This is a genomic window from Acinetobacter sp. AOR01_HL (assembly GCF_027855455.1).
GTDB lineage: Bacteria > Pseudomonadota > Gammaproteobacteria > Pseudomonadales > Moraxellaceae > Acinetobacter > Acinetobacter baumannii.
On the sequence record NZ_JAKTIM010000007.1, the window covers coordinates 36,276 to 61,983 of the forward strand.

23 protein-coding genes and 1 pseudogene are annotated in these 25,708 nt (G+C 36.4%); 14 read left to right on the forward strand and 10 right to left on the reverse strand.

Annotated elements, in window-relative coordinates; all coding sequences use genetic code 11:
- Window positions 1-41: 41 nt before the first annotated feature.
- On the reverse strand, window positions 42-1,049 hold the full coding sequence (locus MKL62_RS00720) for an AraC family transcriptional regulator (protein ID WP_005129557.1): 1,008 nt from the start codon (window positions 1,047-1,049) through the stop codon (window positions 42-44).
- Between the two features lie 216 nt (window positions 1,050-1,265).
- On the opposite strand from MKL62_RS00720, the gene MKL62_RS00725 reads away from it, so the two are divergent.
- Window positions 1,266-2,291 carry a fatty acid desaturase gene (locus tag MKL62_RS00725; protein WP_109850619.1) on the forward strand — a complete coding sequence of 342 codons (1,026 nt, stop codon included), beginning with the start codon at window positions 1,266-1,268 and terminating at the stop codon, window positions 2,289-2,291.
- 101 nt (window positions 2,292-2,392) lie between these two features.
- Here MKL62_RS00725 and MKL62_RS00730 read toward each other — a convergent pair whose 3' ends face one another.
- Window positions 2,393-3,001, reverse strand: coding sequence for a LysE family translocator (locus MKL62_RS00730; protein ID WP_005129555.1), 609 nt, complete (start codon window positions 2,999-3,001; stop codon window positions 2,393-2,395).
- 255 nt (window positions 3,002-3,256) lie between these two features.
- Between MKL62_RS00730 and MKL62_RS00735 the strand changes: the two genes are divergently transcribed.
- The 9 genes from MKL62_RS00735 to hxsA all read left to right on the forward strand — a co-directional run bounded on the left by MKL62_RS00735 (window position 3,257) and on the right by hxsA (window position 12,265).
- The gene (locus tag MKL62_RS00735; protein WP_005129554.1) at window positions 3,257-4,129 is read left to right on the forward strand and encodes a LysR family transcriptional regulator; all 873 of its coding nucleotides are present in this window, start codon (window positions 3,257-3,259) and stop codon (window positions 4,127-4,129) included.
- Between the two features lie 365 nt (window positions 4,130-4,494).
- The gene (locus MKL62_RS00740) at window positions 4,495-5,481 is read left to right on the forward strand and encodes a DUF1852 domain-containing protein (protein WP_000031355.1); all 987 of its coding nucleotides are present in this window, start codon (window positions 4,495-4,497) and stop codon (window positions 5,479-5,481) included.
- 21 nt (window positions 5,482-5,502) lie between these two features.
- A complete protein-coding gene (locus MKL62_RS00745; RefSeq protein ID WP_000735355.1) occupies window positions 5,503-6,546 on the forward strand; it encodes a methionine synthase in 1,044 nt (347 codons plus the stop codon).
- A gap of 185 nt (window positions 6,547-6,731) precedes the next feature.
- Window positions 6,732-7,223 (forward strand): flavin reductase, encoded by a 492-nt coding sequence (locus MKL62_RS00750; RefSeq protein WP_000249482.1) that lies wholly within the window; start codon window positions 6,732-6,734, stop codon window positions 7,221-7,223.
- Between the two features lie 676 nt (window positions 7,224-7,899).
- Window positions 7,900-8,454 carry a TetR/AcrR family transcriptional regulator gene (locus MKL62_RS00755; protein WP_223236542.1) on the forward strand — a complete coding sequence of 185 codons (555 nt, stop codon included), beginning with the start codon at window positions 7,900-7,902 and terminating at the stop codon, window positions 8,452-8,454.
- A gap of 183 nt (window positions 8,455-8,637) precedes the next feature.
- On the forward strand, window positions 8,638-8,910 hold the full coding sequence (locus MKL62_RS00760; RefSeq protein WP_000192295.1) for a hypothetical protein: 273 nt from the start codon (window positions 8,638-8,640) through the stop codon (window positions 8,908-8,910).
- On the forward strand, window positions 8,879-10,333 hold the full coding sequence (gene hxsB, locus MKL62_RS00765; protein WP_005129552.1) for a His-Xaa-Ser system radical SAM maturase HxsB: 1,455 nt from the start codon (window positions 8,879-8,881) through the stop codon (window positions 10,331-10,333). The genes MKL62_RS00760 and hxsB overlap by 32 nt, the downstream gene beginning before the upstream one ends.
- Window positions 10,334-10,340: 7 nt before the next feature.
- On the forward strand, window positions 10,341-11,531 hold the full coding sequence (gene hxsC, locus MKL62_RS00770; protein WP_005129550.1) for a His-Xaa-Ser system radical SAM maturase HxsC: 1,191 nt from the start codon (window positions 10,341-10,343) through the stop codon (window positions 11,529-11,531).
- Between the two features lie 47 nt (window positions 11,532-11,578).
- Window positions 11,579-12,265, forward strand: coding sequence for a His-Xaa-Ser repeat protein HxsA (gene hxsA / locus MKL62_RS00775; RefSeq protein ID WP_005129549.1), 687 nt, complete (start codon window positions 11,579-11,581; stop codon window positions 12,263-12,265).
- A gap of 121 nt (window positions 12,266-12,386) precedes the next feature.
- On the opposite strand, the gene MKL62_RS00780 is transcribed toward hxsA, so the two are convergent.
- Window positions 12,387-12,734 (reverse strand): darcynin family protein, encoded by a 348-nt coding sequence (locus MKL62_RS00780; RefSeq protein ID WP_005129548.1) that lies wholly within the window; start codon window positions 12,732-12,734, stop codon window positions 12,387-12,389.
- Window positions 12,735-12,855: 121 nt separating this feature from the next.
- Here MKL62_RS00780 and MKL62_RS00785 point away from each other — a divergent pair, with 121 nt between their 5' ends.
- Window positions 12,856-13,455 (forward strand): TetR/AcrR family transcriptional regulator, encoded by a 600-nt coding sequence (locus MKL62_RS00785; protein ID WP_005129547.1) that lies wholly within the window; start codon window positions 12,856-12,858, stop codon window positions 13,453-13,455.
- 917 nt (window positions 13,456-14,372) lie between these two features.
- Here MKL62_RS00785 and MKL62_RS00790 read toward each other — a convergent pair.
- Together MKL62_RS00790 and MKL62_RS00795 are read right to left on the reverse strand one after the other, a co-directional pair.
- Window positions 14,373-15,461 (reverse strand): C40 family peptidase, encoded by a 1,089-nt coding sequence (locus MKL62_RS00790; protein WP_005129546.1) that lies wholly within the window; start codon window positions 15,459-15,461, stop codon window positions 14,373-14,375.
- A 266-nt stretch (window positions 15,462-15,727) separates the two neighbouring features.
- On the reverse strand, window positions 15,728-16,378 hold the full coding sequence (locus tag MKL62_RS00795) for a hypothetical protein (RefSeq protein ID WP_005129544.1): 651 nt from the start codon (window positions 16,376-16,378) through the stop codon (window positions 15,728-15,730).
- 93 nt (window positions 16,379-16,471) lie between these two features.
- Between MKL62_RS00795 and MKL62_RS00800 the strand changes: the two genes are divergently transcribed.
- A complete protein-coding gene (locus tag MKL62_RS00800) occupies window positions 16,472-17,464 on the forward strand; it encodes a hypothetical protein (RefSeq protein WP_005129543.1) in 993 nt (330 codons plus the stop codon).
- Window positions 17,465-17,848: 384 nt separating this feature from the next.
- Here MKL62_RS00800 and MKL62_RS00805 read toward each other — a convergent pair whose 3' ends face one another.
- Window positions 17,849-18,712: a LysR family transcriptional regulator gene (locus tag MKL62_RS00805; RefSeq protein WP_005129541.1), complete on the reverse strand. Its 864-nt coding sequence runs from the start codon at window positions 18,710-18,712 to the stop codon at window positions 17,849-17,851.
- 224 nt (window positions 18,713-18,936) lie between these two features.
- Between MKL62_RS00805 and MKL62_RS00810 the strand changes: the two genes are divergently transcribed.
- Both MKL62_RS00810 and MKL62_RS00815 read left to right on the forward strand, forming a co-directional pair.
- Window positions 18,937-19,830 carry a PhzF family isomerase gene (locus tag MKL62_RS00810; protein WP_005129539.1) on the forward strand — a complete coding sequence of 298 codons (894 nt, stop codon included), beginning with the start codon at window positions 18,937-18,939 and terminating at the stop codon, window positions 19,828-19,830.
- Window positions 19,831-19,915: 85 nt separating this feature from the next.
- Window positions 19,916-20,035: pseudogene (locus MKL62_RS00815) on the forward strand (TetR/AcrR family transcriptional regulator); the annotation flags it as partial.
- Between the two features lie 80 nt (window positions 20,036-20,115).
- Here the strand turns inward: MKL62_RS00815 and MKL62_RS00820 are convergent.
- The 4 genes from MKL62_RS00820 to MKL62_RS00835 all read right to left on the reverse strand — a co-directional run bounded on the left by MKL62_RS00820 (window position 20,116) and on the right by MKL62_RS00835 (window position 25,453).
- Window positions 20,116-20,895, reverse strand: a complete 780-nt coding sequence (locus tag MKL62_RS00820) for a tetratricopeptide repeat protein (RefSeq protein ID WP_005129537.1) — start codon at window positions 20,893-20,895, stop codon at window positions 20,116-20,118.
- A gap of 114 nt (window positions 20,896-21,009) precedes the next feature.
- On the reverse strand, window positions 21,010-22,293 hold the full coding sequence (locus MKL62_RS00825) for a ribonucleotide-diphosphate reductase subunit beta (RefSeq protein WP_000025828.1): 1,284 nt from the start codon (window positions 22,291-22,293) through the stop codon (window positions 21,010-21,012).
- Window positions 22,294-22,430: 137 nt separating this feature from the next.
- Entirely contained in the window at window positions 22,431-22,565 is a 135-nt protein-coding gene (locus tag MKL62_RS00830; protein ID WP_000465010.1) for a hypothetical protein, read from the reverse strand.
- Between the two features lie 56 nt (window positions 22,566-22,621).
- A complete protein-coding gene (locus MKL62_RS00835) occupies window positions 22,622-25,453 on the reverse strand; it encodes a ribonucleoside-diphosphate reductase subunit alpha (protein WP_000111542.1) in 2,832 nt (943 codons plus the stop codon).
- Between the last annotated feature and the right edge of the window lie 255 nt (window positions 25,454-25,708).

Genomic DNA, 25,708 nt, shown 5'->3' on the forward strand with positions numbered 1-25,708 from the left:
AGATGCATTCATATGCATCTTTTTTTCTAAGTTTTTAAAAGTTAAGAGCAAGCTAGATATTTTTCTCGATAATGGATGGGCGATAAATCGGTCCAACGTCGAAAAGCACGTGTAAAACTACTGACATCGGTAAAACCTAAAATATATGCAATTTCAGTCACACTATGGCCTGTGTTTTTTATATAAGAAAGTGCCAGTTCATGACGGGTGTCATCTAACAGTTCACTATATGAAGTGTTTTCTGCCGAGAGTTTCCTTTGCAAGCTACGAATACTTAACCCTAAACTTTTTGCTATTTCTTGTTGCTGAAAGTCGCCGCTAGAAAGCTTTTCAATTAATTTTAATTTTACTCGCGCTAATATATTTTCTTTATCAAACCGTGCCAGATAACGAATAATAATTTCATCATACTCTTGGGATAGGCTTGGATTTGCACCTTCAAGCGGCTTTTCTATCGTTGCTGTATCAAACACAATCATGTCTTTAGGTGCATTGAAAATAATTGGTGCTTTTAAAATATTCTGAAACGTGTCTAAATCTTCAGGTTCTGAACGTCTAAGTTCAATCCGTAACGGAGAAAAAAGCGATTCTTGCAGTGCTCGACATGAGCGAATAAATATCGAAATAAAAGCATCAATCGATTCAGGCTGAACTTCCTCAGGCACATGAATAACGAAATAATGATTATTACCTTGCCCATAAAATTCGAGTTCAGGAATATCAGTCACAATACGAAAGTAACGGATAATTTTTAAAAACATTTCTTTTAAAGTTGTACTTGTAGTGAGAGAGTGACCGAGTACATGAAATGTGTTTTGATTAACTTGGCTTGCGACTTTAAGGCCAAAGCACGAATCTTGAGTGGCCTCCACAGCCAGTCTCCATAAAGTTGCAGTGTGCTCAAGTGAGTAACGTGCATCGGGATTATGAAGGGCCTGAATATCTAGACCTGCTTGTTTTAGTAAAGTTTGGCTATCACATCCTGCCTTATCAAGAGCTTTTTGAATTGCTTTAACCCAGCTGGCTAGCGCCGTTGCTGTCTGTGACATGTTATATCCTATAACTTCTGATTTTTATTCCTTACCTCATTATAAAAGAATTAAAAAATAAAAAAATCTTTTGTTTTTTGAGCGAAATATCAATTGGCATCTCCAGCCAATATTTTGGCGTTGTCGGTTAAGCGTATTAAGTAGCTTGGAAATAAAGTAGAACCATGAGAAAAGTGAGGGACAATCATGACCTATATTTATAAAAATCCTGCCGGAATGACCGATAGCGAAAAAACGGAACATATTAAAAAAGTAGTAACAGCAGAAGGCGTGGCTTTACGCAAACGCCATCCTATTTTGAACCATCAAAATGCTATCGGGGCTGTCATTCTATTTTTTTCTTTAGCAGGAATGATCACGACTGCGGTCCTTTATATCAATCATCAACTTTCAGCTTGGTTTGCAATTCCAATTATTGCTTTTTTTGCATCTCTTACCCATGAGTTAGAGCATGACCTGATTCACTGGATGTATTTTAGAAAGAAACCATGGGCACATCATTTAATGATGGGCTTAGTCTGGTTAGCTCGACCAAGTACTATTAACCCGTGGAAGCGTCGTGAGCTGCATTTTAACCATCATAAAAACTCAGGCACCGAAGTTGATTTAGAAGAAAGAGCTTTAACTAATGGAGAGCAGTGGAGCATACGTCGACTCATCGCGATTGGTGATAACGGCTTGGCGGTCTTGTTCCGTATTATTTCTGCAAGCAATTGGACGGTGAGAAAAGTAATTTTTAAACGTGCATTTATGGCTTATTTTCCGTTAGGAATTATTCATTGGTCGCTGTGGTATATCTTTTTAGGTTTTCATGCAGTAGATGCTGTTTTAAGTTGGGCGAATGCACCGATTGCTTGGTCAGCTACCACTTTAAATATTATGCATGTGGTTAATATTTTGACTGTTGTTTGGGTTGCACCGAATGTACTGCGTACCTTCTGCTTGCACTTTGTGACTAGCAATATGCATTACTACGGCGATGTCGAATTGGGTAATGTCATTCAGCAAACTCAGGTGTTAAAACCTTGGTGGATGATGCCGTTCCAACTGTTTTGCTTTAACTTTGGTTCAACGCATGCCATCCACCATTTTGTGGTGAAAGAACCATTCTACATTCGCCAAATGACGGCACCGGTTGCCCATAAAGTCATGCGTGATATGGGAGTACGGTTTAACGATGTTGGAACCTTTAAAAGAGCAAATCGTTGGAACATAAATGATTTATCAGGGTCAAAAAGTTAAAACATAGCTTTTTATCTCACTCAAATGGACTGAGTTCTGTACGAAGCGCTCAGTCCATTAACCATAAACTCACTATAGAGTTTCTTAAAAATTAAGCGGCTCTACTGAAACTTAGTAAGAAGCAAAATCACGCCTAAGACACATAAGATTGAACCAATCACCCTATTAATCTGTACTTGCTTGGCTAACATTTTTTGTCTTAGTAGCATGGATGAGAACAGTACAGCCACCAGTGAAAACCATACAAAATGGGCAAATGACATAAAAAAGCCATAAGCCAAAAGAATGGCTTTAGGCGTAGTTAAACTCACGATTTGCGTATAGGTACTAATCACAAATAGCGTGGTTTTTGGGTTCAGGGCGTTAGTAAAAAAGCCGTATTTTATCGCTTGAAAACTGCCTATAGCGTTTAAAGCAACAGAGTCTAAAACTGGTTTTTGAGTAAAGGTTTTATAGCCAATATAGATCAGGTAAATTGCACCAATATACTTAACAATATTCAAAATTTGCGGTGTATAAATCATCACAAAGGCAACGGCGACTAACGTATAAGTCACATGCACCAACACGCCAAGCGATATTCCAAGTGAAGTAAACACACCTATTTTTCGACCGTACAAGTAACTATTTTTAGTCACAATCGCGAAGTCAGCGCCGGGGCTAACCACCGCCAAAATCGTAATGAGAATAACCGCAATAAACTCAGCCATTATCTTGCACCCTCACTGAAAACGAACGGTTTTATCTGTACTTTTTGGAATGTATTCGAAAGGAGAGCTGTTTTACTTAAAGCTGCTATTCTTTTGGTGAGAAAGATTGGGGCTTTACATTTATGAAGATAGATATAGATATTTAAAATATTTTTCATCATCTAAAATAGGTTTTAATAAAGATGATTTTTATTTTGAACAGAAACCTAAAAATAAAAATCGATAAAAACGACAACATAATTATGAGTTTTTGGAATGATCGAAAGAATATCGCTGAATTCACTAAAATTTTTCTATTTCGTGGCGAAGTATGGCAGCTTGACTTTAGCTGCAAAGAAATTATTTGTGACGCAAAGTGCGGTTAGTAAACAGATTTATAATTTAGAAGAAGCCTTAAATACGGCTTTGTTCGACCGAAAAAATAAAACGCTTGTGATGACTAAGCAGGGTGAAACTTTATTGAGTTGTTGCCATCAAGTTTTTGGTCAACTCGATGAATGTTTAATACAACTCAGCCAACCCAAAACCGAAAACAAACAATTGGTCTTGTCCTGTGAACCGACACTTTCTATGAAATGGCTCATACCGCGGCTATCAAAATTTAAAAAGCTTGGTCATGATTTTGAGGTTGTGCTACTCACAGCAGGCGGTGTGGTCGATTTTGAAAAAGATAATATTGATATCGCGATTCGTAGAAATGACTTTGATTGGGGTGAGCATATCTATAGCGAAAAGATTGCTGATGAATATATCGCTCTAGTTCAAGCAACCAACCCATCGGAAACCAACGACGTACTCATTTCGACTTCTAGACCAAATTTTTTCAAAAACATGAGCCGCATTGCTGAGTTAAAGCAGAATTTAAAAGGCTACTGCAACGTTGAACTTGAACATTTTTACCTATGTTTAGAAGGTTGTTTGGCTGGACTTGGCGCGACAGTCATCTCAATTTATATGATTGAAAAAGAGCTGGAGTGGAACTTACTGAAAAAAATTTCACCTGTTGTACAAGATGGTTCAGCCTATTTTTTACTTTCTCATAGCGCTTTTGAGGAAGATTCACGCAAAACCATATTTTTAGAATGGCTAAAAGCAGAGATGAATGAAAGTCAGCACACATTACTTTAAGTTGATTCTTCTAAAATTGAATTTTTTTAATAAGTAACTGAAAATAATGATAAATATTTAGAGTGATTAAAGCGCTACGTGAGCATCATATATTGAATTTCTGCTGTCTAAAATTCCCTAAGATGAAAAATATTTAACTTCATACTTATTTATAAAACCCTAAACATGAATTTCACTCAGTTTTGAATGAGACTAAATCATTTTTATTCATGTTGTGATTGCGGTATAAATCTATCCATGCTCTGAAGCGCTCCAGTTATTCACTTTTGATAAGACCACAAGGCACAAAACTGATAAGGCTGGAAAGTTCAAAAAGAGCAAAAAGATTTTTTAGGTTTATCTCAGAAATTAGGGTACTGATCACAATGAGTAAAGAATTTACATTTACGATTAAGAGTATTTGTTTCGATGAGAACTATCGTCCAGCAGACAATACGCGTATTACAACCAACTTTGCTAACTTGGCGAGAGGGATGAGCCGCGAAGAAAATTTGCGCAACACATTACGGATGATCGACAATCGTTTCAATGCCTTAGCTCATTGGGACAACCCTAAGGGCGACCGCTATGGCGTTGAACTTGAAATCATTTCAGTTGAAATGAATATTGATGCCGAAAACCGTACTAGCGGGCTTCCTTTAATCGAAATATTGAAAACCAATATTGTTGATAAAAAGACCAATGAACGCATCGAAGGTATTGTAGGCAACAACTTCTCGTCTTATGTACGTGACTATGACTTTAGTGTGCTTTTGTTAGATCACAACAAAAACAAGTCGACTTTTAGCACGCCAGAGAAGTTTGGTGAATTACACGGTAACTTATTTAAGAGCTTTATTAACTCTGAGACTTATAAAGCCAACTTTAAAAAGGCACCAGTCATTTGCTTAAGCGTTTCAACAAGTAAGGTGTATCACCGTACTGAAAACGAACATCCTGTTTTAGGTGTTGAATACAAGCAAGAAGACTATTCATTAACCGATGAATATTTCCAAAAAATGGGCTTAAAGGTTCGCTATTTCATGCCGCCGCATAGCGTTGCGCCGTTAGCGTTCTACTTTACTGGCGATTTGTTGAGTGATTACACCAACCTTGAGTTGATTAGTACCATTAGTACGATGGAAACCTTCCAAAAGATTTACCGTCCTGAAATTTACAATGCAAATTCAGTGGCTGGAAAGTCTTATCAACCAAGCTTGAAGCACCAAGATTATTCACTTACTCGAATTGTGTATGACCGTGAAGAACGTAGCCGTTTGGCTATAGAGCAGGGGAAGTTTGTTGAAGAGCAATTTATCAAACCATACCAAGCGATTCTTGAGCAGTGGTCTGCGAATTACGCTCCTAATTAATCAACATATAGGTCATTTATTATGAAAAAGTTATTACCGACTTCAACTGCTGGCAGCTTACCAAAACCGTCTTGGCTTGCAGAACCTGAAAAGCTTTGGTCGCCGTGGAAACTCGAAAACGAAGGCTTAGTTGAAGGTAAAAAAGACGCGTTACGTTTAGCACTTCACGAACAAAAACTTGCGGGCATTGATATTGTCAGCGATGGCGAACAAACCCGTCAACACTTTGTGACGACATTTATTGAGCACTTAAATGGCGTAGATTTTGAAAAGCGCGAAACAGTTCGTATTCGTGACCGTTACGATGCAAGCGTACCGTCTGTGGTAGGTGCCGTGTCGCGTCAAAAGCCTGTGTTTGTTGAAGATGCAAAGTTTTTACGTCAGCAAACTGATCAGCCAATTAAATGGGCGTTACCTGGCCCAATGACCATGATTGATACGCTTTATGATGGTCACTACAAGAGCCGTGAAAAGCTTGCTTGGGAATTTGCCAAAATCTTGAACCAAGAAGCGAAAGAGTTAGAAGCTGCTGGTGTAGATATCATTCAGTTTGACGAACCTGCATTTAACGTATTCTTTGACGAAGTAAATGACTGGGGTATTGCAACTTTAGAGCGTGCAATCGAAGGCCTAAAATGTGAAACTGCGGTTCACATTTGCTATGGTTACGGTATTAAAGCCAATACTGACTGGAAAAAGACACTCGGTTCAGAATGGCGCCAGTACGAAGAAGCTTTCCCGAAACTTCAAACTTCTAACATTGATATCATCTCGTTAGAATGTCACAACTCACGTGTGCCAATCGATTTACTCGAACTCATTCGTGGTAAAAAAGTCATGGTGGGTGCGATTGATGTTGCAACGAACCAGATTGAAACACCGGAAGAAGTTGCCAACACACTACGTAAAGCGCTTCAGTTTGTAGATTCAGACAAGCTTTACCCGTGCACAAACTGCGGTATGGCGCCTCTTTCTCGTGAAGTGGCACGCGGCAAACTAAATGCCTTAAGTGCAGGTGCAGAAATCGTTCGCCGAGAACTGACGGGTTTTGATCTTACTGCTTAATATTTACCAATAAGTGGTATAAAGGGTTACTTTTTTGATGGCAGTTGATAATCAAACAAGTAACCCTCATTTTACTTACTACATGTCGCTCTAATCTGATCGCATGTCGATAGTACCTTTCTGATGGAGTTGGGCGGTATAGCAAACACACAGGACAAGGTACGGTTCAATTTAGGAATAATGTCATGGTTCAAGCAACAGACTTTAGAAATGCAATGTCTTTACTCACAAGTGCAGTTAGTGTTGTGACCACGGCAGGCATGTCTGGCCGTTTTGGATTTACTGCCTCTGCTGTTTGTAGTGTGACTGACACACCGCCGACATTATTGGTCTGTATGAACCAAGCTGCGAGTTCACATGCACATTTCCTAGATAACAAAATCTTAACGGTAAATGTATTAGGCGCGCACCACGAACATATCTCAAAAGCATTTTCATCTAAGCTCACACCAGAAGAACGCTTTAAACATGGCGAATGGATTGAGTTAGAAACAGGCGCACCTGTGTTGGAAGATGCTTTGGTGAGCTTCGATTGTGAGATTGAGCAAATTCAACAAGTCGGCACACACACGATTTTTATATGTCCGATTGTGGCGATTAAACAAAGCCAACATGACCAAAGTTTGGTTTATTTTAACCGTGCTTATCACCAAGTGGGGCAGACAGAGACTGTCTAATCCTACTTATCATTTCGTTATTTCATATTAAAAGTCTCATTAAGAAGTCAATAAGCACGGATCGCTTCTGTTTAATTTTAAAAATATAATTAAATATAATATCTTAAATAATAATTTAGTTAATCTAATGAAAAACAATAAGAAATTTAAACACTTGTCATTAAAGCTACATTGACACATCTCAACTCTCAGATTATGCTTTGCGTGCTGGCCACATTGCCAGCCGGCTTTGACAGGCCGCGCTCAAGAACATTGAAAAAACTCGTTTTTTTTGATGTAGACCCGTTCGTCTCCCTTTTTGTAGCGGTAGGACGGAAGGGGGACACCTTCGGGTGTGCTGGGTCTTGAGCCAGTCTGTCAACCCTCTTTCGTTCTGCCACCATAATTCCAAATGAATGCTTTGGCAGAACTCCCAAAATTAGGAGTTGGCTATGCACATCCATCATTTGTTGGCCTTGAGCGCCAAAAGCTATAACGACACAGCTTAAAAATTTAAAGCAGCTTGAACGCCGTAGGGTTTTCAGGCTTTACGTCATTTTTATTTAAAACTTAGCAACAACAAAACTTGAGATGTGCCAAGCACCGTCTTACGGCTTTGCTGTGCCTTTTTTTCTCCCAAAAGGGCACAGGCTTTTTATCTCATTTAGAAACAACAAGAATTTATAACGGTAAAACGATGCCAACTTTAGAAATATCTTCCAAAAAATTACAGGTAGTCCAAACCGCCATCCAACTCTTTACCACGCATGGATTTCATAATGCAGGGGTAGACCTCATTATCAAAGAAGCCAAAATACCGAAAGCCACGTTTTACAACTACTTCCACTCCAAAGAATGCCTAATTGAAATGTGCATCGCCTTTCAAAAAAGCCTACTCAAAGAAGAAATGCTCTCGATTATTTACTCAAGCCGTTACTACACCCAAAAAGATAAACTTAAAGAAATTATTGTCTTACATACCAATTTAAACAGTCTGTACCATTTGCTGCTTAAAGCGGTTTTTGAAATAAAACGATTGTATCCGCAGGCCTACCGTATGGCAGTTGAATACCGAAAATGGCTGCATCGGGAGCTTTTTGACTTGATTTTTAGCTGTGAAACCCGTGCTTTTAAATTTGATGCAGACATGGTTTTAAACCTTATAGATGGCCTGATGCTACAGGTTTTAAGCTCAAATTGTTTGGATGAAAGAGATGTAGTGTTGGAGAGGTTTTGGGGGAGGAATATATAGGAATAAGAAGATCTTAAAATAATAGGTATTAATCCGATAGAGGTTTAAAAATAGGATGAATAATTTATAAATAAAGAATAAAGGTGATATTTTTATGAGCTTAATATGAGTATAATTGTTTAATTAAACTAAAATATATTATGTGATCAGTTTATCTAAAATATTATTGAAAATGAGGTAAAAGTGACTCAAAAATTAATTAAGTTCGGCTTTGATTTTCATAGCGAATTATTATTGGATGAAATTTTGCAGGCATTGAAGTTTTGTCCAGTTCAATACGATATTGAGCAAATTAGCGAGCAACATTACTTTTTTGAAGTCAGTGAACCGAAAGAAAAGTTACTTATACTTAATTTTATTAATGATTTTTATTTGCGGAAAGAACTCAATGCAAAAATAGCACCTGAGCAAAAATCATTTATCGATGCCATTATTAGAGCGAGTATTAGTAAGTAAAATGCTTTTTAGTAATACTGAATTAATGCCATTTAACTTTAAAAGAATGGCAAATGAAAACTACCTCATAACAAGTGTTACAGGTGATTTTGAATTTATTTCTAATGAAAATTTGAGAAAATTAATAGCAAAAGATGAGTCCTTAGATATTGAACTCTATCTTAAATTAAAATCTAAATTTTTTTTAATAAGTAAAAATGCTATTGGAACAAAAAGAGCTTTAGCATCAAGATTACATTCAAAAAAATCGACTGTTTTAAATGGTCCTGCATTGCACATTATTGTGGTCACTATTCAATGTATGCATTCATGTTCATACTGCCAAGTAAGTCGAAAGCAAGAAGGAGATGAATTTACCATATCAAAGGAAGATTTATTTTTAGCTTGCGATACTATATTTGAAAGTACTTCAGAAACGTTGACAGTTGAGTTTCAGGGGGGAGATCCTTTACTACGATATGACTTAGTAAAAACTGCTATTGAGTATATTAGTGAGAAAAATAAGCTGCACAATAGATTAATTCGTTTTGTAGTAACAACTACATTACATCAGTTAACATCTGAAATGTGTTCATTTTTTAAAGAACATCAAGTTGTATTATCTACAAGTATTGATGGTGTTGCCGATTTGCATAATAAGAATAGACCAATTGCTAATCGAGATGCTTATGAAAGAACTCTTGAAGGTTTAGAACTTGCACGCAAAGAGCTAGGGCAGGATTCCGTTTCTGCATTAATGACGACTACACGTAAGAGTTTGGACTATCCTCATGAAATTGTAGATGCATACGTTAAATTGGATTTTAAAGAAATTTTTATTCGTGGTTTAAGTGATTATGGCTTTGCCAAAAAGAACTCAAAACGACTTGCTCCCACACAAAGTGAATTTTTAAATTTTTATTCCAAAGCATTAGAACGGGTTCTTTATTGGAATAATGAGGGGTATGAACTTATAGAGGTACATGCTGCGATTTTGTTAAATAAAATCCTATCCCCTTTTGATCAAGGCTATATTGACTTGCAGAGTCCGTCTGGAGCTGGGCTGGGTTGCATGGTTTATAATTACGATGGATATGTTTATCCAAGTGATGAAGCTCGTATGCTTAAAGAAACAGGTGATATATCATTGCGTTTAGGTAAGATTGGAGAGCCATTATCTCAATTATTATCATCTAACTTACAAAGAAATATTATTGCATCGAGCCTTAATTTTAATGATCCAAGCTGTAGAGAGTGTGCTTATTTACCTTATTGTGGGCCTGACCCAATTAGTGCCTATAATGAATTTAAAATGATGGCTCCACCTACTCATTTAACTAGTCACTGTAAACGATACATGGGGTTATTTGATCTAATTTTTAATAAATATCAAGATTCTGTAAGTTTCAGAAAAATAGCAAGACGATGGGCTTTTAGTAAGTAGATATGTAATGAGAAAAATAAAATTAGAGACAGTTACACAGCATGTGCCACAAATCTGTAGGGTACTTAATCTTAATAACTTATATGTAGAGTGGTTACCTGATCAATCTATTCTTGTGCCAATTAATAATATTCAAGAAGTCAGAATTTTTGATAGATATATTGAATCTGGTTTAGATAATCTATATCCAATTTATAGTTCAGATTTAATGGATATTGTTGGCGAAAACAAACTCTTTATTCCAGAAGGTCAAGTATTAGAAGCTAATGATGTGGTTGCCATCGATCTATATAAAAAGAATCTAAATGTGCTTTTGAGAGCAAGTGATACCCATCATACTTTATTCCTCACTAATAGATGTAATAACTATTGCATCATGTGTTCCCAGCCACCTACCAAGCATGATGATTCATGGTTAATAGAGCAGGCATTAGAAATAATTAAACATCTAAGTTATGTGCCAATGAACATTGGTTTAACGGGAGGTGAACCATTATTACTAGATAAAAATTTAAGATTGATCATAGATACCATTCATCATAAATTCCCTTCAACTAAGATTGATGTATTAACAAATGGCCGTTTATTTAGTAATTCTGAGGTAGCGGAATTGGTGTTATCCAATCTCGAAACTAAAGTTAATTGGCTCATTCCTTTATATGGACACGCTGATCTCTTACATGATTTTGTGGTGCAACAGCATTTAGCTTTTGAAGAGACCTTAGAAGGCTTCTATGTTCTTCAAAATTATGAGCAGCCAATACAATTACGAATTGTTCTAGTTAAGCCCGTGTTAGAGAACTTACTCAATCTTTGCAATTATATCCGCTCTAATCTTCCCTTTATTAATGAAGTCGCATTTATAGGATGTGAGCCTATTGGTTTTGCATTAGCAAATAGAGAACTTAGTCAAGTTGATATTAAGGAGTGGTGGAAAGAGTTAGAAAATGCTGCTGATATTTTAATAAACTCCAAAATCCGCTTTATTTTTATGAATATTCCTTTATGTTGTTTGCCTGAAAATCTATGGGATTTTGCCGCGCAGAGTATTTCAGATTGGAAAAATACTTATGATCCAGTATGTCAGGAATGTGATTTAAGAGGAAAATGCTGTGGTTTATTTAGTTGGTATAAAAATGGTTGGATGCCATCTACTATAAAACCAATAAAATTGTTGAAACCAAGTATGAATAATTAGCATAATATAAATATTAAATAAAAAATTATATTTTTGGGAGTTGAAGTGTGAGTAAATTTATAAAGTCTTTAGCAATTTTTGCAGCTTCTGCTCCAATCATTAATAATAAAGCCACTGCTGCTATTGGGGTAAATGTAGATACTTATGATAACTTAGAGCCAGTTTCGATTCGACCTCTTAACTATGAGTATGAGAATATGTTCGCTGGTCATAGAAGTCACTCTAGTCACAGAAGTCATTCCAGCCATTCTAGCCACTATTCTGGATCTGGTTATTCAGGTTACTCTGGTTCTAGAAATCCTGTTTATTCTGTTCCTACTTATACTCCACCTAGTTATGTTAGTTCGAGTAGTTCTGTAAAAAAAGTGACTACACCTTCATCTAAATCTACTACTTTAAGATCTAATTCTAATATTGTAGTTAAAAATTATTCTAATATTCCAACTAGTAGTAATACAACAAGTCAATCCTATTATGATAATAGTGAGAATTTAAATAATATTGCAGAAGAAAATGATCCAGTTCTAATGCGTGTTTTACAAGTTAAGCGTGTACAAATGGCTCTAGTAAACCGTGGATATTATTCAGGGAAAATTGATGGTGATTTAGGTAAAAATACACGTAAAGCTATCGCTAATTATCAAATAGATAAGAATTTAGCTATTAATGGTCGAATGACTACAGAATTGTTAAATAGCTTGGGTATTTTAGCCGTTAATTATTATGAAGAGTGATTTTTAATCAGTATGTTATTAGATAGAGCCAATTGGTAATATTATTTATAATTGGAAGTTGGAACATTTCTTATTGATCAAATAAGCTTACGACCAGATTATATGCTGGTCGTGAATCTAATTAGATTGTCCACAACTTCTCTAAAGAACTTTCATACTCCAGATACCCATCTTCAATTGCAGGAATAATATCTACAAACTCAAAGTAGGGCACCGTACACAACTCAGAGTCTCGGATCGCATCAACCACAAAATAATAATCTTGCAAAGATGACGTCTCAAACACAGCAATATCACTGGCTTTAGTACTAAACGCTTCAACGTCATACCACCGAACTTTTACAGTCGGGTACTTCTCAAAAATAGGTTCAAGTTTCTGTGCACTAAACTCAGCACGCTTTTCACGAGCTAAAGCCAACCAAGCAGGTAAAGCTCTTAAATGAATAAAAAAAGTATAGGTTCTAGACATAACCACTCCATGACTGAGGCGAGTTGTAGTTCAACTGAAAAGACAGGATTTTCTTGTCATACCAACATGGCTCAGTCAGTATATGAGTAATTACTCACATTAAATACTCGCATTCCGGCCCATGTCAGAAACACTTCCAGACCCACGCAAACGCCCGCGTCAAGCACGCTCAGTGGCAACTTTTGAAGCTATTTTAGAGGCGGCTGCTCGTATTTTGGAGACGTTAGGCATTGCTGGATTTAACACAAATGCCGTGGCTGAACTTGCTGGCGTAAGCATTGGTAGCCTATATCAATACTTTCCATCTAAAGATGCTTTAATTGTCGAGTTAATTCGACGTGAGCGCGCCAAACTTTCAAATCATATCGTTGAAGTCATACAGCAAAGTGATGCCGCAGACTTAAAAGAAAAATTAAAACTCATCATACAAGCCGCTGTGCAACATCAATTGAGTCGTCCGCAGTTGGCACGAACCTTAGAATTTGCTTCTGAACTTATTGGAAAAGATGTTGAGGAAAATGAGCTTCAACACGAACTTGAAACCATAATTTCTGATCTGTTTATACGCTCAGGTATTTCACATGTACAGTTAGCCGCACAAGATGTAATTGCTTTAAGTAAAGGAATGATTAACGCGGCAGGCATAGCAGGGGAAAGTGATTTAAACCATTTACAACAGCGAGTTGAAAAAGCTGTATTTGGTTATTTGGGTTTAAGCTAACGGCCATAGGCCACTGTTATAGAAAAATTTTTAAATATTATTCATCTTTGTGGGTAATGTTTTTTAACTATGCTATATTTTTTTATACGCTTAGAATAATTTATGGGAGAAATAGTTATGTATAAAAGAAATTTTTATCGTATTTTTTCTATTTATTTGTTTCTCTAATAACTTCAACTTATTTTAACTTAGTGGATGAGTTCTTTTCTGAACTTTTAAAGGTACTTCAGATCGAAAATAAGTCTATTGTATATTTAATTGTTGCCTTGAGTATTTTTTTAACAAACCCCTATTTTCAAGAACTGTTTAGAAAAAGAATTCGAGAAGCATGCTTAATAAATTTTATGACATATCGATTGAATTTTGAAATTTCTAGATTTAAGTGATTTCTCTTTAAAATATTATTTGTAGAAAAATAAAAAAGCTGCTCTAGTAAAGCGGCTTTTTTTTGAGTCTAATCATAAGACGACACATCACTTATCATTTTTCTATATGTAAAAGCAATATGTTAATCGTCATTGTGATTCTCAATGACATTATTTTGCGACATAAACTGTGTGATTATAGAATAAAAAAGTCACAACCTACGTCATTATGAAGAGCATATAGATGTGATAAACTTTTTGGAAGATGCATTTAGATACTCGAATTACTTAAGCTTATGTGTACGATAAGGGCAGTGAGTCATCTTATAACTATTTAGAAAATTGAATATTTGTGTGCTTGAGAATTAAGAGAGATTACATGAAATTGTGGGAAATTGATTAATAAGTAACCACAAAACGTAACAAATCATTAAAAAAGCCCCAACACTATGAATTGGGCTTTTTATTAAAAAATAAGACTATGATTTATATCAGATAAAAAATTACATTTCGCATAAGGCGTATTATGTTAATTTTAGAATATCTAAACTTTTACAGATATTCTTTATGGCCATCTTGCATGAAAATTTTTCTAATATTTTTTTGTAGACTTTGGATTTCTTCAACAAGTTCGGATAGTTCCTCTTTATTTCCATTTCCTATAAGCAGCTCTCTATTTATATAACGAATCAGAACATTCAGTCTCGTATTACCCTGTTGCAATAAGTTCTTATATAAGTTTTTCAATAATAAACAATAATTAAGTTTAGTCTTATGATAATTATCACACGATCGTGCATAACTTATTAAATGTCTATTAATCACATTATGATTAATTTTTAATTCAGTCAAAATATCTAGAGAAGCACTAGAAGAATATTTATATCGAGGGGGATTAACAACTTCATCTTGTTTATATTGTCCTAAATAATTAGTATTTTTTATAAACTTACATACTTGTTTATCATACTGAGGATGTTTTATTAAAAATAAACCAACATCATCTTGATTTAAAATAATAAATTTCTCTTTTTTAGCTAATTTTACGACATTATCTAGCCATAAATAATTTTGGATTTGGTTCTCTTTGATTTGGCTTTTTGTCTTAGAAAAAGCAATTTCTTCTTCAGTTGCTATACGAATAATGTCAGGTACGGTTTCAAGCAGCTCTGAAGAATTTAAATTTTCAGGTGAACAATAATTAGGATTAGTTACCAAATTTATATCTACGTGATTAAAAGCTTGAGCAACTAAACGAGAACAAAACTGTCCTGCTTCTTGAGCTTCCTCATCTGTTGTTTCATATTTTTTTGTTCTAACTGCCTCTTTAATAGAATATAAGGTTGAAATTTGTGAACGCAAAAAAAGTTCTATTTGTGATTGATCTTCTTGATTCAAAGTACCTTTATAACGAAGAACTTTACAATCATCTATATTTTTAAATATCAATCTTTGAGGATTTTCTGAAAATACTCGACCTTTAACGGTAGCTTCGATTAAAGAGAAATCAGATACACAAATTAATGCATGTGAATAATCGCCTTCACTAAAATAACGAATTGCTTTAGAGCGAAGATGCTTACTGCGTGTAAGAACAATATCAAATTTCTTTAATTTAGATATATCTATAATGTATTTCATATAAAAATAACAAATTTAGCTTAAGGTTATGAATTATTTTAACTTATTTAAATCTAATTCTAAAGATATCAGGTCAAACTATAGATTGTTTCATATCAATATCGCGAATTAGCATTAAGGTCAAGGATCTCACTTTTGAACAAAATTCTACGTGAAGCAATGCTAAATGAACGTAAAAATCATCGATAAAAAAGGGAGTTATCAACTCCCTTTTTTAATTGTGCATAACGCCTATCATTTTACATAGATAAGAATTGTACGGAAAATTATTTATCTTCATTTACTTTTTTAGAAAGTAACCTAAGTTTTTCTTCTATCGTAATGAAAATTACAGTAGAAAACATTCCTGTTAAAAAACAAAGTAAAATTATCTTATAGAAAGTTTTTTCATTTGCTTGTTCACTGACTGTTACTAATTGAGAAATATTAGATCCATGTCCTATTAATAGATCAAAAAATATTCCACTTTGTATACCTAATAAAGTAGCTATACCAAAAAAACCAGATCCCACAATTAATTTGAAGCATTTGATAACATTCATGCTGTAATCTGATAAGAGAATTCTTGTATATGATCCTAGTGCAGACATTAAAAATGCTGGAACCATATACAGAATTAAATTAAAACATCTATTTAAGAATTCGAGTGTACTAGGACTTAAAGAAACAATAGCTTGTATCTGTGTAGGACCTAGTAATGTAGAGAATATATAAGAAAATAATGCGAATAAGGCTGAAAGGGCTAGAGCTACTATGTAAGTAACAATCCAAAACTCTCCAAGTTTCGTTGAGAGAGGATTTATAAAAGTTGCTTGAATTACATTTCCAAGATTGTCTAGAAAACTTTTCTTGTTATCGGGTATATGATTTCTTTCAGAATCATCTTCAGTTTGTTGAGTGGGCTGACTTTCAATCATAATTTTGTATATAGATTAGTATGACTGTATTATTTTATCATTAATAAAAATATAATTTTCAACTATTTATATTTATTTAAATGTGGAATTATTATGATTGATACTAGTAACCGAAAGCCAAACAATATTTATACTCAGTTAGCAGAACATGCTAGAAATGTCGCTGCTGCGGATATATTTAGAGTAATGAACTCGGAAATTGAATCAGAAGCTTTATTAAATAAAATCAGAGGATCTTCAGATCAAGAATTAAATTTTTTAGCGAAAGTTGCAAATATTCCTGAAGAGCAACTTGCTGTTTATAAAGATTTTGTCAGAGGCAATGATAATGAAGTAACACAAGAATTAGCCAAATTTAATGTTAATAAAATTCTACGTCCTGGCGATATCATATTGATGACGGGTGTCTCTACCCAATCTAAAATACTAGTTGCATCCCAAAAACCTGTTTATTTCAAAGCAGTATCAAGCCACGTAGCAATAGTTCAATCGGAACTTGTATGCGTAGATGCTATACCGAAAGTAGGTGTTAGTATGAGATCTGTTATGGATGTACTAGCCGATGTTGAGCCCAATTGGAGGGTTATTAGATTCAATGAAGTTAATGAAACCCACTATGATAATATTTTAAAAGCATGCGCTTTCTATCTGATGCAGCCATATAAGATAAAACCTAAAAAGAATCCAGGAAAAAATTTTTCGTACTGTTCTGAATTAGCAAGAAAAATATTTTTAGACTTAAAAATTAAAAATACAGGAATACCAAATAATACTATTGTAAAACCATGCAATTTTGATCGACTCGCAGATAAAGAAAATAATTGGATTGATGTAACGAATGATGTTCGTGACTTTATAGTATTTTGCCAAAAATATAAGGCCATATTTAACTCTATGTGTAAGCTTCAAATCGATGGTATTAAACTAAACCAAAGTCGTTATAAAGAAAGAAGAGAGTTATTAAAAACCTGTAGAGAGAAAGTATCTAAAGGATTATTATCAAAAGAAAAGTATATAGAAATAGAGCAACATTTTGAAAAATTGGAAAGTACAATGACTTTCCAATTTTGGAACTATCAGAAATAAATTAGGTTTTTAGATTTTCCTAAAATTAACATGATACAACCTAAATGGAACCTCAAAAAATAGCCCTAGATCGAGGGGCTATTTAACATAAAATCTCTTATGAGAACTCCATACGCCATGAAATCTCCCGCCTATTTAACATAATGGCGCTTATACGAAACCATATTTAAAAAGATTTTTAAATCAAAGTTTTAAGAATTTTTTATCTACCATAAAAAAGCAAAATTCCGATTTTGACACAAGTCGGATTTTTTATGAGCAGATTTGATAGTTCTCGCCAATCATTTTAACTACAAATCACTCTGTCAACTTGAGCGAGACATAACTCGGTTTAGCATATAATTTCTTTTTTAAATTCAAAATTAGAATAAAAGTTAATTCTTATCACAACAGATATTCTTGTAGCTCTTTTTCAATTGTTTCGCTAATCAACGTTGAATAGTCACTATCCTTAGTATCTAAATGACGCATTAACCACACATCTTGTTTTAAAGTTTGTTCAGGTAGTATGGGTACTAAACCAGAAGCCTGTGCAACAAAGCAAGGCAGGGCTGTAATTCCTTGTCCTTCAATGGCTGCTCGTAGTTGCGAGTGCATGTTATCAAAAGACAAAGCAGGCGCTGCATTTTGAGTGAGTTCACGCATCCATTGTGCTAAGAACGTATATTGAAGCCTTCTATCCCAACCGATTATACGATGATTCAATAAATCATCAGCCGTTTCAGCATGCTCTTTGAAACTGGCAAAATAATCCTTACTACCATAAAGTCCATACTGCAGTTGGCCAAGTCGCCGAATAATGTAACGCCCACTTTCTGGTCGGACAAGTCGAAGAATAATGTCAGCTTCCCGTCGGGAAAAATCAACAGGAACGACACTTGTTGATATTTCTAATTGTAAATCTGGGTGCTTTAGTTGCAATACTGTTAGCTTTGATTGAAGCAACTGCTGCCCAATTAACTCAGGTAAAGCAATACGGAACAATGATTGTTGCCCTTGATCGTTGTAACGTTCCATCGCTATTAAATGCTCTTCAGCTTTTTCAGCCAAAGCAAAAAAATGTTTTCCAACATGGGTGAGTGTATAGCCATCACTGTCTCGAGAAAAAAGAGTCGCATTGAGACTTTTTTCTAGTTCAACAGCTCTGCGATGTACGGTAGAAACACTAATACCAAGCAGTTTTGCACTGCGGCTCAACCCGCCAGTTCGCCCAATAGCTAACAAAACTTTAGTATCGTCCCAGTTCATACCTTTCCATATTTAGAAAATGCGTTTGCAATAAAAACTATAGTATCGCCGATGTTTAGATTTATACAATTCAAACAACCACTACAAAGACTCAAAACTCATTATATGAGACGACTATAAACTTTTTAGAGCTAAGGCATGTGTCGTTGCAATTAAATAAGATTTTCTGGTTATGGCAGGAGCTATTTCTGAGATCACAATGTTAACAACAGAGGAGTTCTGCCATGACGACCATTTATATAGTTGATGCGTTTACCACCAAACCAAATACAGGAAATCGAGCAGGGGTTGTTCTAGATGCGGACCATCTTACGACTCAAGAGATGCAAGATATAGCTGCATTCGCTGGGTATTCAGAAACTGCCTTTGTTTTGTCACCTAAAGATCAAAGCCATGATATACATGTTCGATATTTTACCCCTACACATGAAGTCCCAATCTGTGGACATGCCACAATCGCCACTCATTTTTTACGTGCAACTACAGGCCACCAATCCGACTATCCATTAATCGCAAAAACAGGAGCTGGTCATTTACCCGTTTCAATATTTGGAAGTCCAGAAGCGTTATTGGTGAAAATGACTCAAGGTCGCGTAGAGTTTTTACCACCTTTTAATGAGAGTCAACGGACTGAACTCGCAAGCGCACTCGGTGTGAGTAAAAGTGATTTTGCTGACTTACCAATACAAGTTGTCACGACGGGGCATTCCAAGGTGATGGTGCCGATGCTGAGCAGAAGTAAGCTTGATGGATTAACTCCAAATAATGAAAAATTGAAAGCTATTAGTGCTGAAATCGGTTGCAATGGTTTTTTCCCCTTTGTTTTGGAAGGGAGTAGGCAAGAACCTATTACTTATGGTCGAATGTTTGCACCTGCAATCGGTATAAATGAAGATCCTGTAACTGGGAATGCAAATGGTCCAGCGGGGGCGTACCTTGTTCATCACGATTTAATCGAATGTGACCAGAAAGTAAGTTATTGGGGATATCAAGGCTTCGCAATAGAAAAACCGGGGCGGGTTTTAGTGACAGTTGAGAAAACAGATTCAATATTACACGTTAGCATTGCAGGCCAAGCAGTTTTAGTTGGCTCAGTTTTGTATTCTGGAAAAGATTGATGATCTTTGAGAAATTATGGCATCTTGCGTATTTCAAAGAATTTCTTCTCTTTATGTAAGTTCATCATCTCAGATATTCATTTAAGATGTAATTGCTTTAAGCAAAGGAATGATTAACGCGGCGGGCATAGTAGGGGAAAGTGATTTAAATCATTTACGACAGCGAGTTGAAAAGGCTGTATTTGGGTATTTAGACCTATCATAAATATTATCAATTTATGGATCTGTAGATATGAGAAAAGGGTTGTTAGTAACACCCTTTTTCTAAGTGAAATACATTATAGTTTACTGAAACTGTTCTAAAGCCTCTTTCGCGGGTTTATATCCATTATGGGCAGCTTTTTTGAACCAAAATTTTGCTTTTTCATAATCTGAGTAAACATTAGCATACATATAGGCTAGATTGTTTTGAGCTTCAGGTACACCTTTCTCAGCTAGTTGTATATATAGCTCTAAAGCTTTTTCATTATCTTGTTTAACTAAGTTACCATCTGAATAAATATTTGCTAAGTTATATTGAGCTTCAGAAAGATTTTGTATTGCAGCTTTTTCATATAATTCTAAAGCTAAATTAATATCTTTTTGTACACCATCTCCTGAAAGATAAGCATTTGCTAGATTATATTGAGCTTTAGCATAACCTTGATTAGCAGATAGTTTATAAAACTCTAAGGCTTTAGATCTATTTTTGTTTACATAATAGCCATTATCATACATAAGCCCCATATTGTATTGAGCTTCTGGAAAATTATTTTTAGCAGCTTTCTCATACCAATAGTAAGCTTTTTCTTCATTTTTCGACGTACCAATTCCTTTGGAGTACATTCCTGCTAAATCATTTTGTGCAATAGGTAAGCCTTGTTCAGCCGCCATTTGGAAATAAGAAAAAGCTTTTTGATAATCTTGTGGAACATTTTTTCCTAAGAAGTATTTACTACCTTGTTCGTATAGTTTACTTGACTCACTTTGGTTATTATTTTGTGGTGAAAGTGATTTTGAGCAGCCTATAATATTTAAGGTACACAAACTTATGACGCTAAAAATTATTAAATACTTTATATGCATAATGTATCTCTTATAAGCTAATCTGGTTCAATTTAATACTAATAATTATAAAAAATCCGACATAGAGTCGGATTTTTTATAGTCTCAAATTACTTTGAGTAAGAACGCTTCAACTTACCAGCTTAACGCACCACCAGTTTGGTAGTCAGTTACGCGAGTTTCAAAGAAGTTCTTCTCTTTACGTAAGTCCATCATCTCCGACATCCACGCGAATGGGTTAGTTACACCAACAAATTGCTCTGGTAAACCTAACTGAGATAAACGACGGTTACAGATGAATTTCAAATATTCTTCCATCATGCTTGCGTTCATACCCAATACACCGCGTGGCATTGTGTCACGTGCGTATTCGATTTCAAGCATCGTACCTTCAAGAATCATTTGAATCACTTCTTGTTGGAACTCGGCAGTCCAAAGGTGAGGGTTCTCAATCTTGATTTGGTTAATCATGTCGATACCAAAGTTCAAGTGCATAGACTCATCACGCAAGATGTATTGGAACTGCTCAGCAACACCATTCATCTTGTTACGGCGACCCATACTCAAAATTTGAGTAAAGCCACAGTAGAAGAAGATCCCTTCAAGAACACAGTAGAACGCGATCAAGTTACGAAGTAAACGTTGGTCGTTTTCAGGCGTACCTGTGTGGAAAGTAGGATCACTTAACGATTGAGTGTACTTCAAGCCCCAAGCTGCTTTACGCGCAACCGATGGAATCTCGCGGTACATGTTGAAGACTTCGCCTTCATCCATACCTAAAGATTCGATACAGTATTGGTAAGCGTGAGTGTGAATTGCTTCTTCAAACGCTTGACGCAAAATGTACTGACGGCATTCAGGGTTCGTGATGTGACGGTAAATTGCCAATACGAGGTTGTTCGCAACCAAAGAGTCCGCAGTCGAGAAGAAACCTAAAGAACGCATAACGATCGTACGCTCATCTTCAGTTAAGCCATTTTCAGACTTCCAAAGTGCGATATCGTGGTTCATGTTCACTTCTTGAGGCATCCAGTGGTTTGCACAACCATCTAGATATTTTTGCCAAGCCCACTCATATTTAAATGGAACAAGCTGGTTCAAGTCGGCGCGACAGTTAATCATGGCTTTGTCGTCAACCTGAACGCGTTGCGCGCCCATTTCTAACTCTTCAAGGCCAGGAGCAACATCCAAATGTTCTAAGGCTTCAGATGCTCGAGCCATTGAATCGGTTGGATTTGTTGATCGCACGGAATGGGTTCCAGTGGATTGTGGAGCTGCCACGCTCTGCGATGATGGCTGCGCAGCAGATACATTCTGCGAATCAGGCGTTTTTTCCGGGTTGACGGGCGCAGACTTGTGTTCAGGTGCAGCCGGTTTTTGCGAATCATCTTCAAAATCGTCCCAACTAAGGATAGACATTGTTGTTCTCTCTTCGTTGTATATATCTATGTTCGACATCTCTAAACGAAGATGTCACTACTATACGCTCATAATGTGTAAACAAAATTAAGTTTTATTGATGTATGACCAAATTTTGGGCCTTTGGTCCATTATCCCTACAACTTATTTTGCTTACGCTGTTGTTTACGGATTTTAAAAAAGGCGTAAACCATAGGCGTATAAAAGAAAATAAAGGCAAAGATTAAGATTCCAACACCAAGCATATAGTTATGGCTGAGATGAAAAAACATAATCTTTACCTCGTTTAAAGTTGCTCTTTTGTGTTAAAGAGCAACTTTATTGAATGTTATTGGCAAGCTTCGCAATCTGGGTTATCGATTGAACAAGCCATAGGAACCGGAGCTGCTTGAGTGAAGCCGTCTTCTTCAACTGCTTCAGGCTTCTTCGCTTCTACGACTGGAGCTGCCGCAGGTGCTGCTTCTACAGTTGCAGGTTTAACCGCGTTTAACGCACCTGTGTTAATTGTAGATTTTTCAGCAGATGTTGCGCCTAACGCACGGAGGTAATAAGTCGTCTTAAGACCACGTAACCATGCCATCTTATAAGTGATGTCAAGTTTCTTACCGTTTGCACCAGAGATGTAAAGGTTAAGAGATTGGGCTTGATCAATCCATTTTTGACGGCGTGATGCAGCATCAACAATCCAGCGTGGCTCAACTTCAAACGCAGTTGCAAAGATTGCTTTTAATTCTTCAGGAATACGAGCAATTTTTTGTACTGAACCTTCAAAGTGTTTGAGGTCATTAACCATCACTGTGTCCCAAAGACCACGTTCTTTTAATGCGCGAACAAGGTAAGGGTTAATTACAGTGAACTCACCAGACAAGTTAGATTTCACATATAAGTTTTGGAATGTTGGCTCAATAGACTGAGAAACACCACAAATGTTCGAAATGGTTGCAGTTGGAGCAATCGCCATTACGTTTGAGTTACGCATACCGTCTTTTTGAACTTTGGCACGTAAACTGTCCCAATCTAAACGTTGAGTACGGTCAACTTCAAACATACGTTCTGGACGAGATTTCGCAACAATTTCTAAAGAGTCGATTGGAAGGATGCCTTGATCCCACAATGAACCTTTAAATGTTGAGTAAGCACCACGTTCAACAGCCAAGTCACTTGAAGTTTGGATTGCATAGTAGCTAATCACTTCCATTGACTCATCAGCAAAGTTCACAGCTTCATCAGAACCGTAAGCCATACCCATTTCGTAAAGTGCATCTTGGAAGCCCATGATACCCATACCAACAGGGCGGTGTTTCAAGTTAGAGTTCTTCGCTTGTGGTACAGCGTAGTAGTTAATGTCGATAACGTTATCGAGCATACGAACTGCTGTTTTAACAGTACGCGCTAACTTCTCACGGTCTAATACGCCACCTTTAACGTGTTGAACAAGGTTGATCGAACCTAAGTTACATACCGCAATTTCGTCTTGGTTGGTGTTTAACGTAATTTCAGTACATAGGTTAGATGAGTGAACTACGCCAACGTGTTGTTGTGGTGAACGTAAATTACAAACATCTTTAAACGTGATCCAAGGGTGACCAGTTTCGAACAACATAGAAAGCATTTTGCGCCATAAGTCTTTCGCACGTACTTTCTTGTGCAACATGTTCTGTTCTTTCGCAACAGACTCATAGTATGCATAGCGTTCAGCAAACTCAGCACCAGTTAAATCGTGTAGGTCTGGAGTTTCAGACGGAGTGAATAGTGTCCATTCGCCATCTTCAAACACACGTTGCATAAATAGGTCAGGAACCCAGTTTGCAGTGTTCATGTCGTGAGTACGACGACGGTCATCACCCGTGTTTTTACGAAGTTCTAAGAATTCTTCGATGTCTAAGTGCCAAGTTTCTAAGTACGCACATACCGCACCTTTACGCTTACCACCTTGGTTTACCGCAACGGCTGTATCGTTCGCAACTTTAAGGAACGGAACAACACCCTGAGATTTACCGTTTGTACCTTTAATATAAGAGTTCAAGGCACGTACAGGTGTCCAGTCGTTACCTAAACCACCTGCCCATTTAGAGAGCATCGCGTTGTCACGCATTGCACCATAAATGTCATAAAGGTCATCGCCAATCGTTGTTAAGTAACAGCTTGAAAGCTGTGGACGTAATGTACCTGAGTTAAACAGGGTAGGCGTAGATGCCATATAGTCAAAGCTAGACAACAAGTTATAGAACTCGATTGCACGCTCTTCTTTGTCTTGCTCATTAAGTGCAAGACCCATTGACACACGCATGAAGAATAATTGTGGTAATTCAAAGCGAACGCCATTTGAATGGATGAAGTAACGGTCAAATAAAGTCTGTAAACCTAAATAGGTAAACTGGTTAGAACGTTCCGGTTGAATTGCCGCTGCTAGTTTTTCTAGATCGAACTTAAGCAAGTCCGGTGAAAGCAAATCAAGCTCTACACCTTTTTTCAAGAATGCTTCAAGTGCATTGTTTTCAGCTGTATCGGCCGGTAAACCTAAGAATGCTAAGCCAGTGCTTACCAACTCATCACGAAGCAAACGTGCAGTTACGTATGTATAGTTAGGTTCTTGTTCAATACGTGTACGTGTTGCCATCATCATGGTGGTAGCAATATCGCTTTCTTTTACGCCGTTATATAAGTTTTTAACGGTTTCATCGATAATTGCTTGAACATCAATACCTTCTAAGCCTTCAGCAGCTCGATTTACAGTTGCTTGCAGTGCACTTAAATCAAGTGGTTGAAGCTGACCGTTTGCATCGGTAACTTGCAAGGTAGGGTGATGATTAGAATTTGTGTCTTTACGGGCACTTGCGCGTTGATCGCGATAGATAACGTAAGCACGAGCGACTTTGTGCTCCCCAGTACGCATCAGTGCAAGTTCAACTTGATCTTGAATCTCTTCAATATGAATGGTACCGCCAGAAGGTAAACGGCGAGTGAAAGTGTTCAGTACCATTTCCGTCAGTTGGGTAATACGGTCGTGAATACGGCTCGAATCCGCACTTTGTTGACCTTCCACAGCAAGAAAAGCTTTACCAATCGCAACAGAAATTTTCTCTGCATCAAATGCAGCAACATCTCCGGTGCGTTTAATCACCTGAATTTGACCGGGAGTCGAAGTAATTACGCTCATGCCAGCATAGCTCCATTGTCACTTTTGTTATGTTCATAGACCGTTTGAACCGAGCAAAAAACATGCCACGATATTTGAGGGATAAACACAAGACTTAGTAGTTAAAGTTTATTTTCAACACAAGATACGGGATTTTTTACGGTAGATCAATCTTGACTTTTTAGTAATTTTTTATCTGTATGATTTGTCGGGAGATAGCATACCAAAGCTGTGAAAAAACACTTATAGATAACTTTGTGGATAACTCAAAAAAAC

Bases quoted from the DNA above. Each gene is read 5' to 3' on its own strand.
- MKL62_RS00720 (WP_005129557.1), bottom strand. From the start codon at position 1,049: ATGTCACAGACAGCAACGGCGCTAGCCAGCTGGGTTAAAGCAATTCAA.
- MKL62_RS00725 (WP_109850619.1), top strand. From the start codon at position 1,266: ATGACCGATAGCGAAAAAACGGAACATATTAAAAAAGTAGTAACAGCA.
- MKL62_RS00730 (WP_005129555.1), bottom strand. From the start codon at position 3,001: ATGGCTGAGTTTATTGCGGTTATTCTCATTACGATTTTGGCGGTGGTT.
- MKL62_RS00735 (WP_005129554.1), top strand. From the start codon at position 3,257: ATGATCGAAAGAATATCGCTGAATTCACTAAAATTTTTCTATTTCGTG.
- MKL62_RS00740 (WP_000031355.1), top strand. From the start codon at position 4,495: ATGAGTAAAGAATTTACATTTACGATTAAGAGTATTTGTTTCGATGAG.
- MKL62_RS00745 (WP_000735355.1), top strand. From the start codon at position 5,503: ATGAAAAAGTTATTACCGACTTCAACTGCTGGCAGCTTACCAAAACCG.
- MKL62_RS00750 (WP_000249482.1), top strand. From the start codon at position 6,732: ATGGTTCAAGCAACAGACTTTAGAAATGCAATGTCTTTACTCACAAGT.
- MKL62_RS00755 (WP_223236542.1), top strand. From the start codon at position 7,900: ATGCCAACTTTAGAAATATCTTCCAAAAAATTACAGGTAGTCCAAACC.
- hxsB (WP_005129552.1), top strand. From the start codon at position 8,879: ATGCCATTATTAGAGCGAGTATTAGTAAGTAAAATGCTTTTTAGTAAT.
- hxsC (WP_005129550.1), top strand. From the start codon at position 10,341: ATGAGAAAAATAAAATTAGAGACAGTTACACAGCATGTGCCACAAATC.
- MKL62_RS00780 (WP_005129548.1), bottom strand. From the start codon at position 12,734: ATGTCTAGAACCTATACTTTTTTTATTCATTTAAGAGCTTTACCTGCT.
- MKL62_RS00785 (WP_005129547.1), top strand. From the start codon at position 12,856: ATGTCAGAAACACTTCCAGACCCACGCAAACGCCCGCGTCAAGCACGC.
- MKL62_RS00790 (WP_005129546.1), bottom strand. From the start codon at position 15,461: ATGAAATACATTATAGATATATCTAAATTAAAGAAATTTGATATTGTT.
- MKL62_RS00795 (WP_005129544.1), bottom strand. From the start codon at position 16,378: ATGATTGAAAGTCAGCCCACTCAACAAACTGAAGATGATTCTGAAAGA.
- MKL62_RS00800 (WP_005129543.1), top strand. From the start codon at position 16,472: ATGATTGATACTAGTAACCGAAAGCCAAACAATATTTATACTCAGTTA.
- MKL62_RS00805 (WP_005129541.1), bottom strand. From the start codon at position 18,712: ATGAACTGGGACGATACTAAAGTTTTGTTAGCTATTGGGCGAACTGGC.
- MKL62_RS00810 (WP_005129539.1), top strand. From the start codon at position 18,937: ATGACGACCATTTATATAGTTGATGCGTTTACCACCAAACCAAATACA.
- MKL62_RS00820 (WP_005129537.1), bottom strand. From the start codon at position 20,895: ATGCATATAAAGTATTTAATAATTTTTAGCGTCATAAGTTTGTGTACC.
- MKL62_RS00825 (WP_000025828.1), bottom strand. From the start codon at position 22,293: ATGTCTATCCTTAGTTGGGACGATTTTGAAGATGATTCGCAAAAACCG.
- MKL62_RS00830 (WP_000465010.1), bottom strand. From the start codon at position 22,565: ATGTTTTTTCATCTCAGCCATAACTATATGCTTGGTGTTGGAATCTTA.
- MKL62_RS00835 (WP_000111542.1), bottom strand. From the start codon at position 25,453: ATGAGCGTAATTACTTCGACTCCCGGTCAAATTCAGGTGATTAAACGC.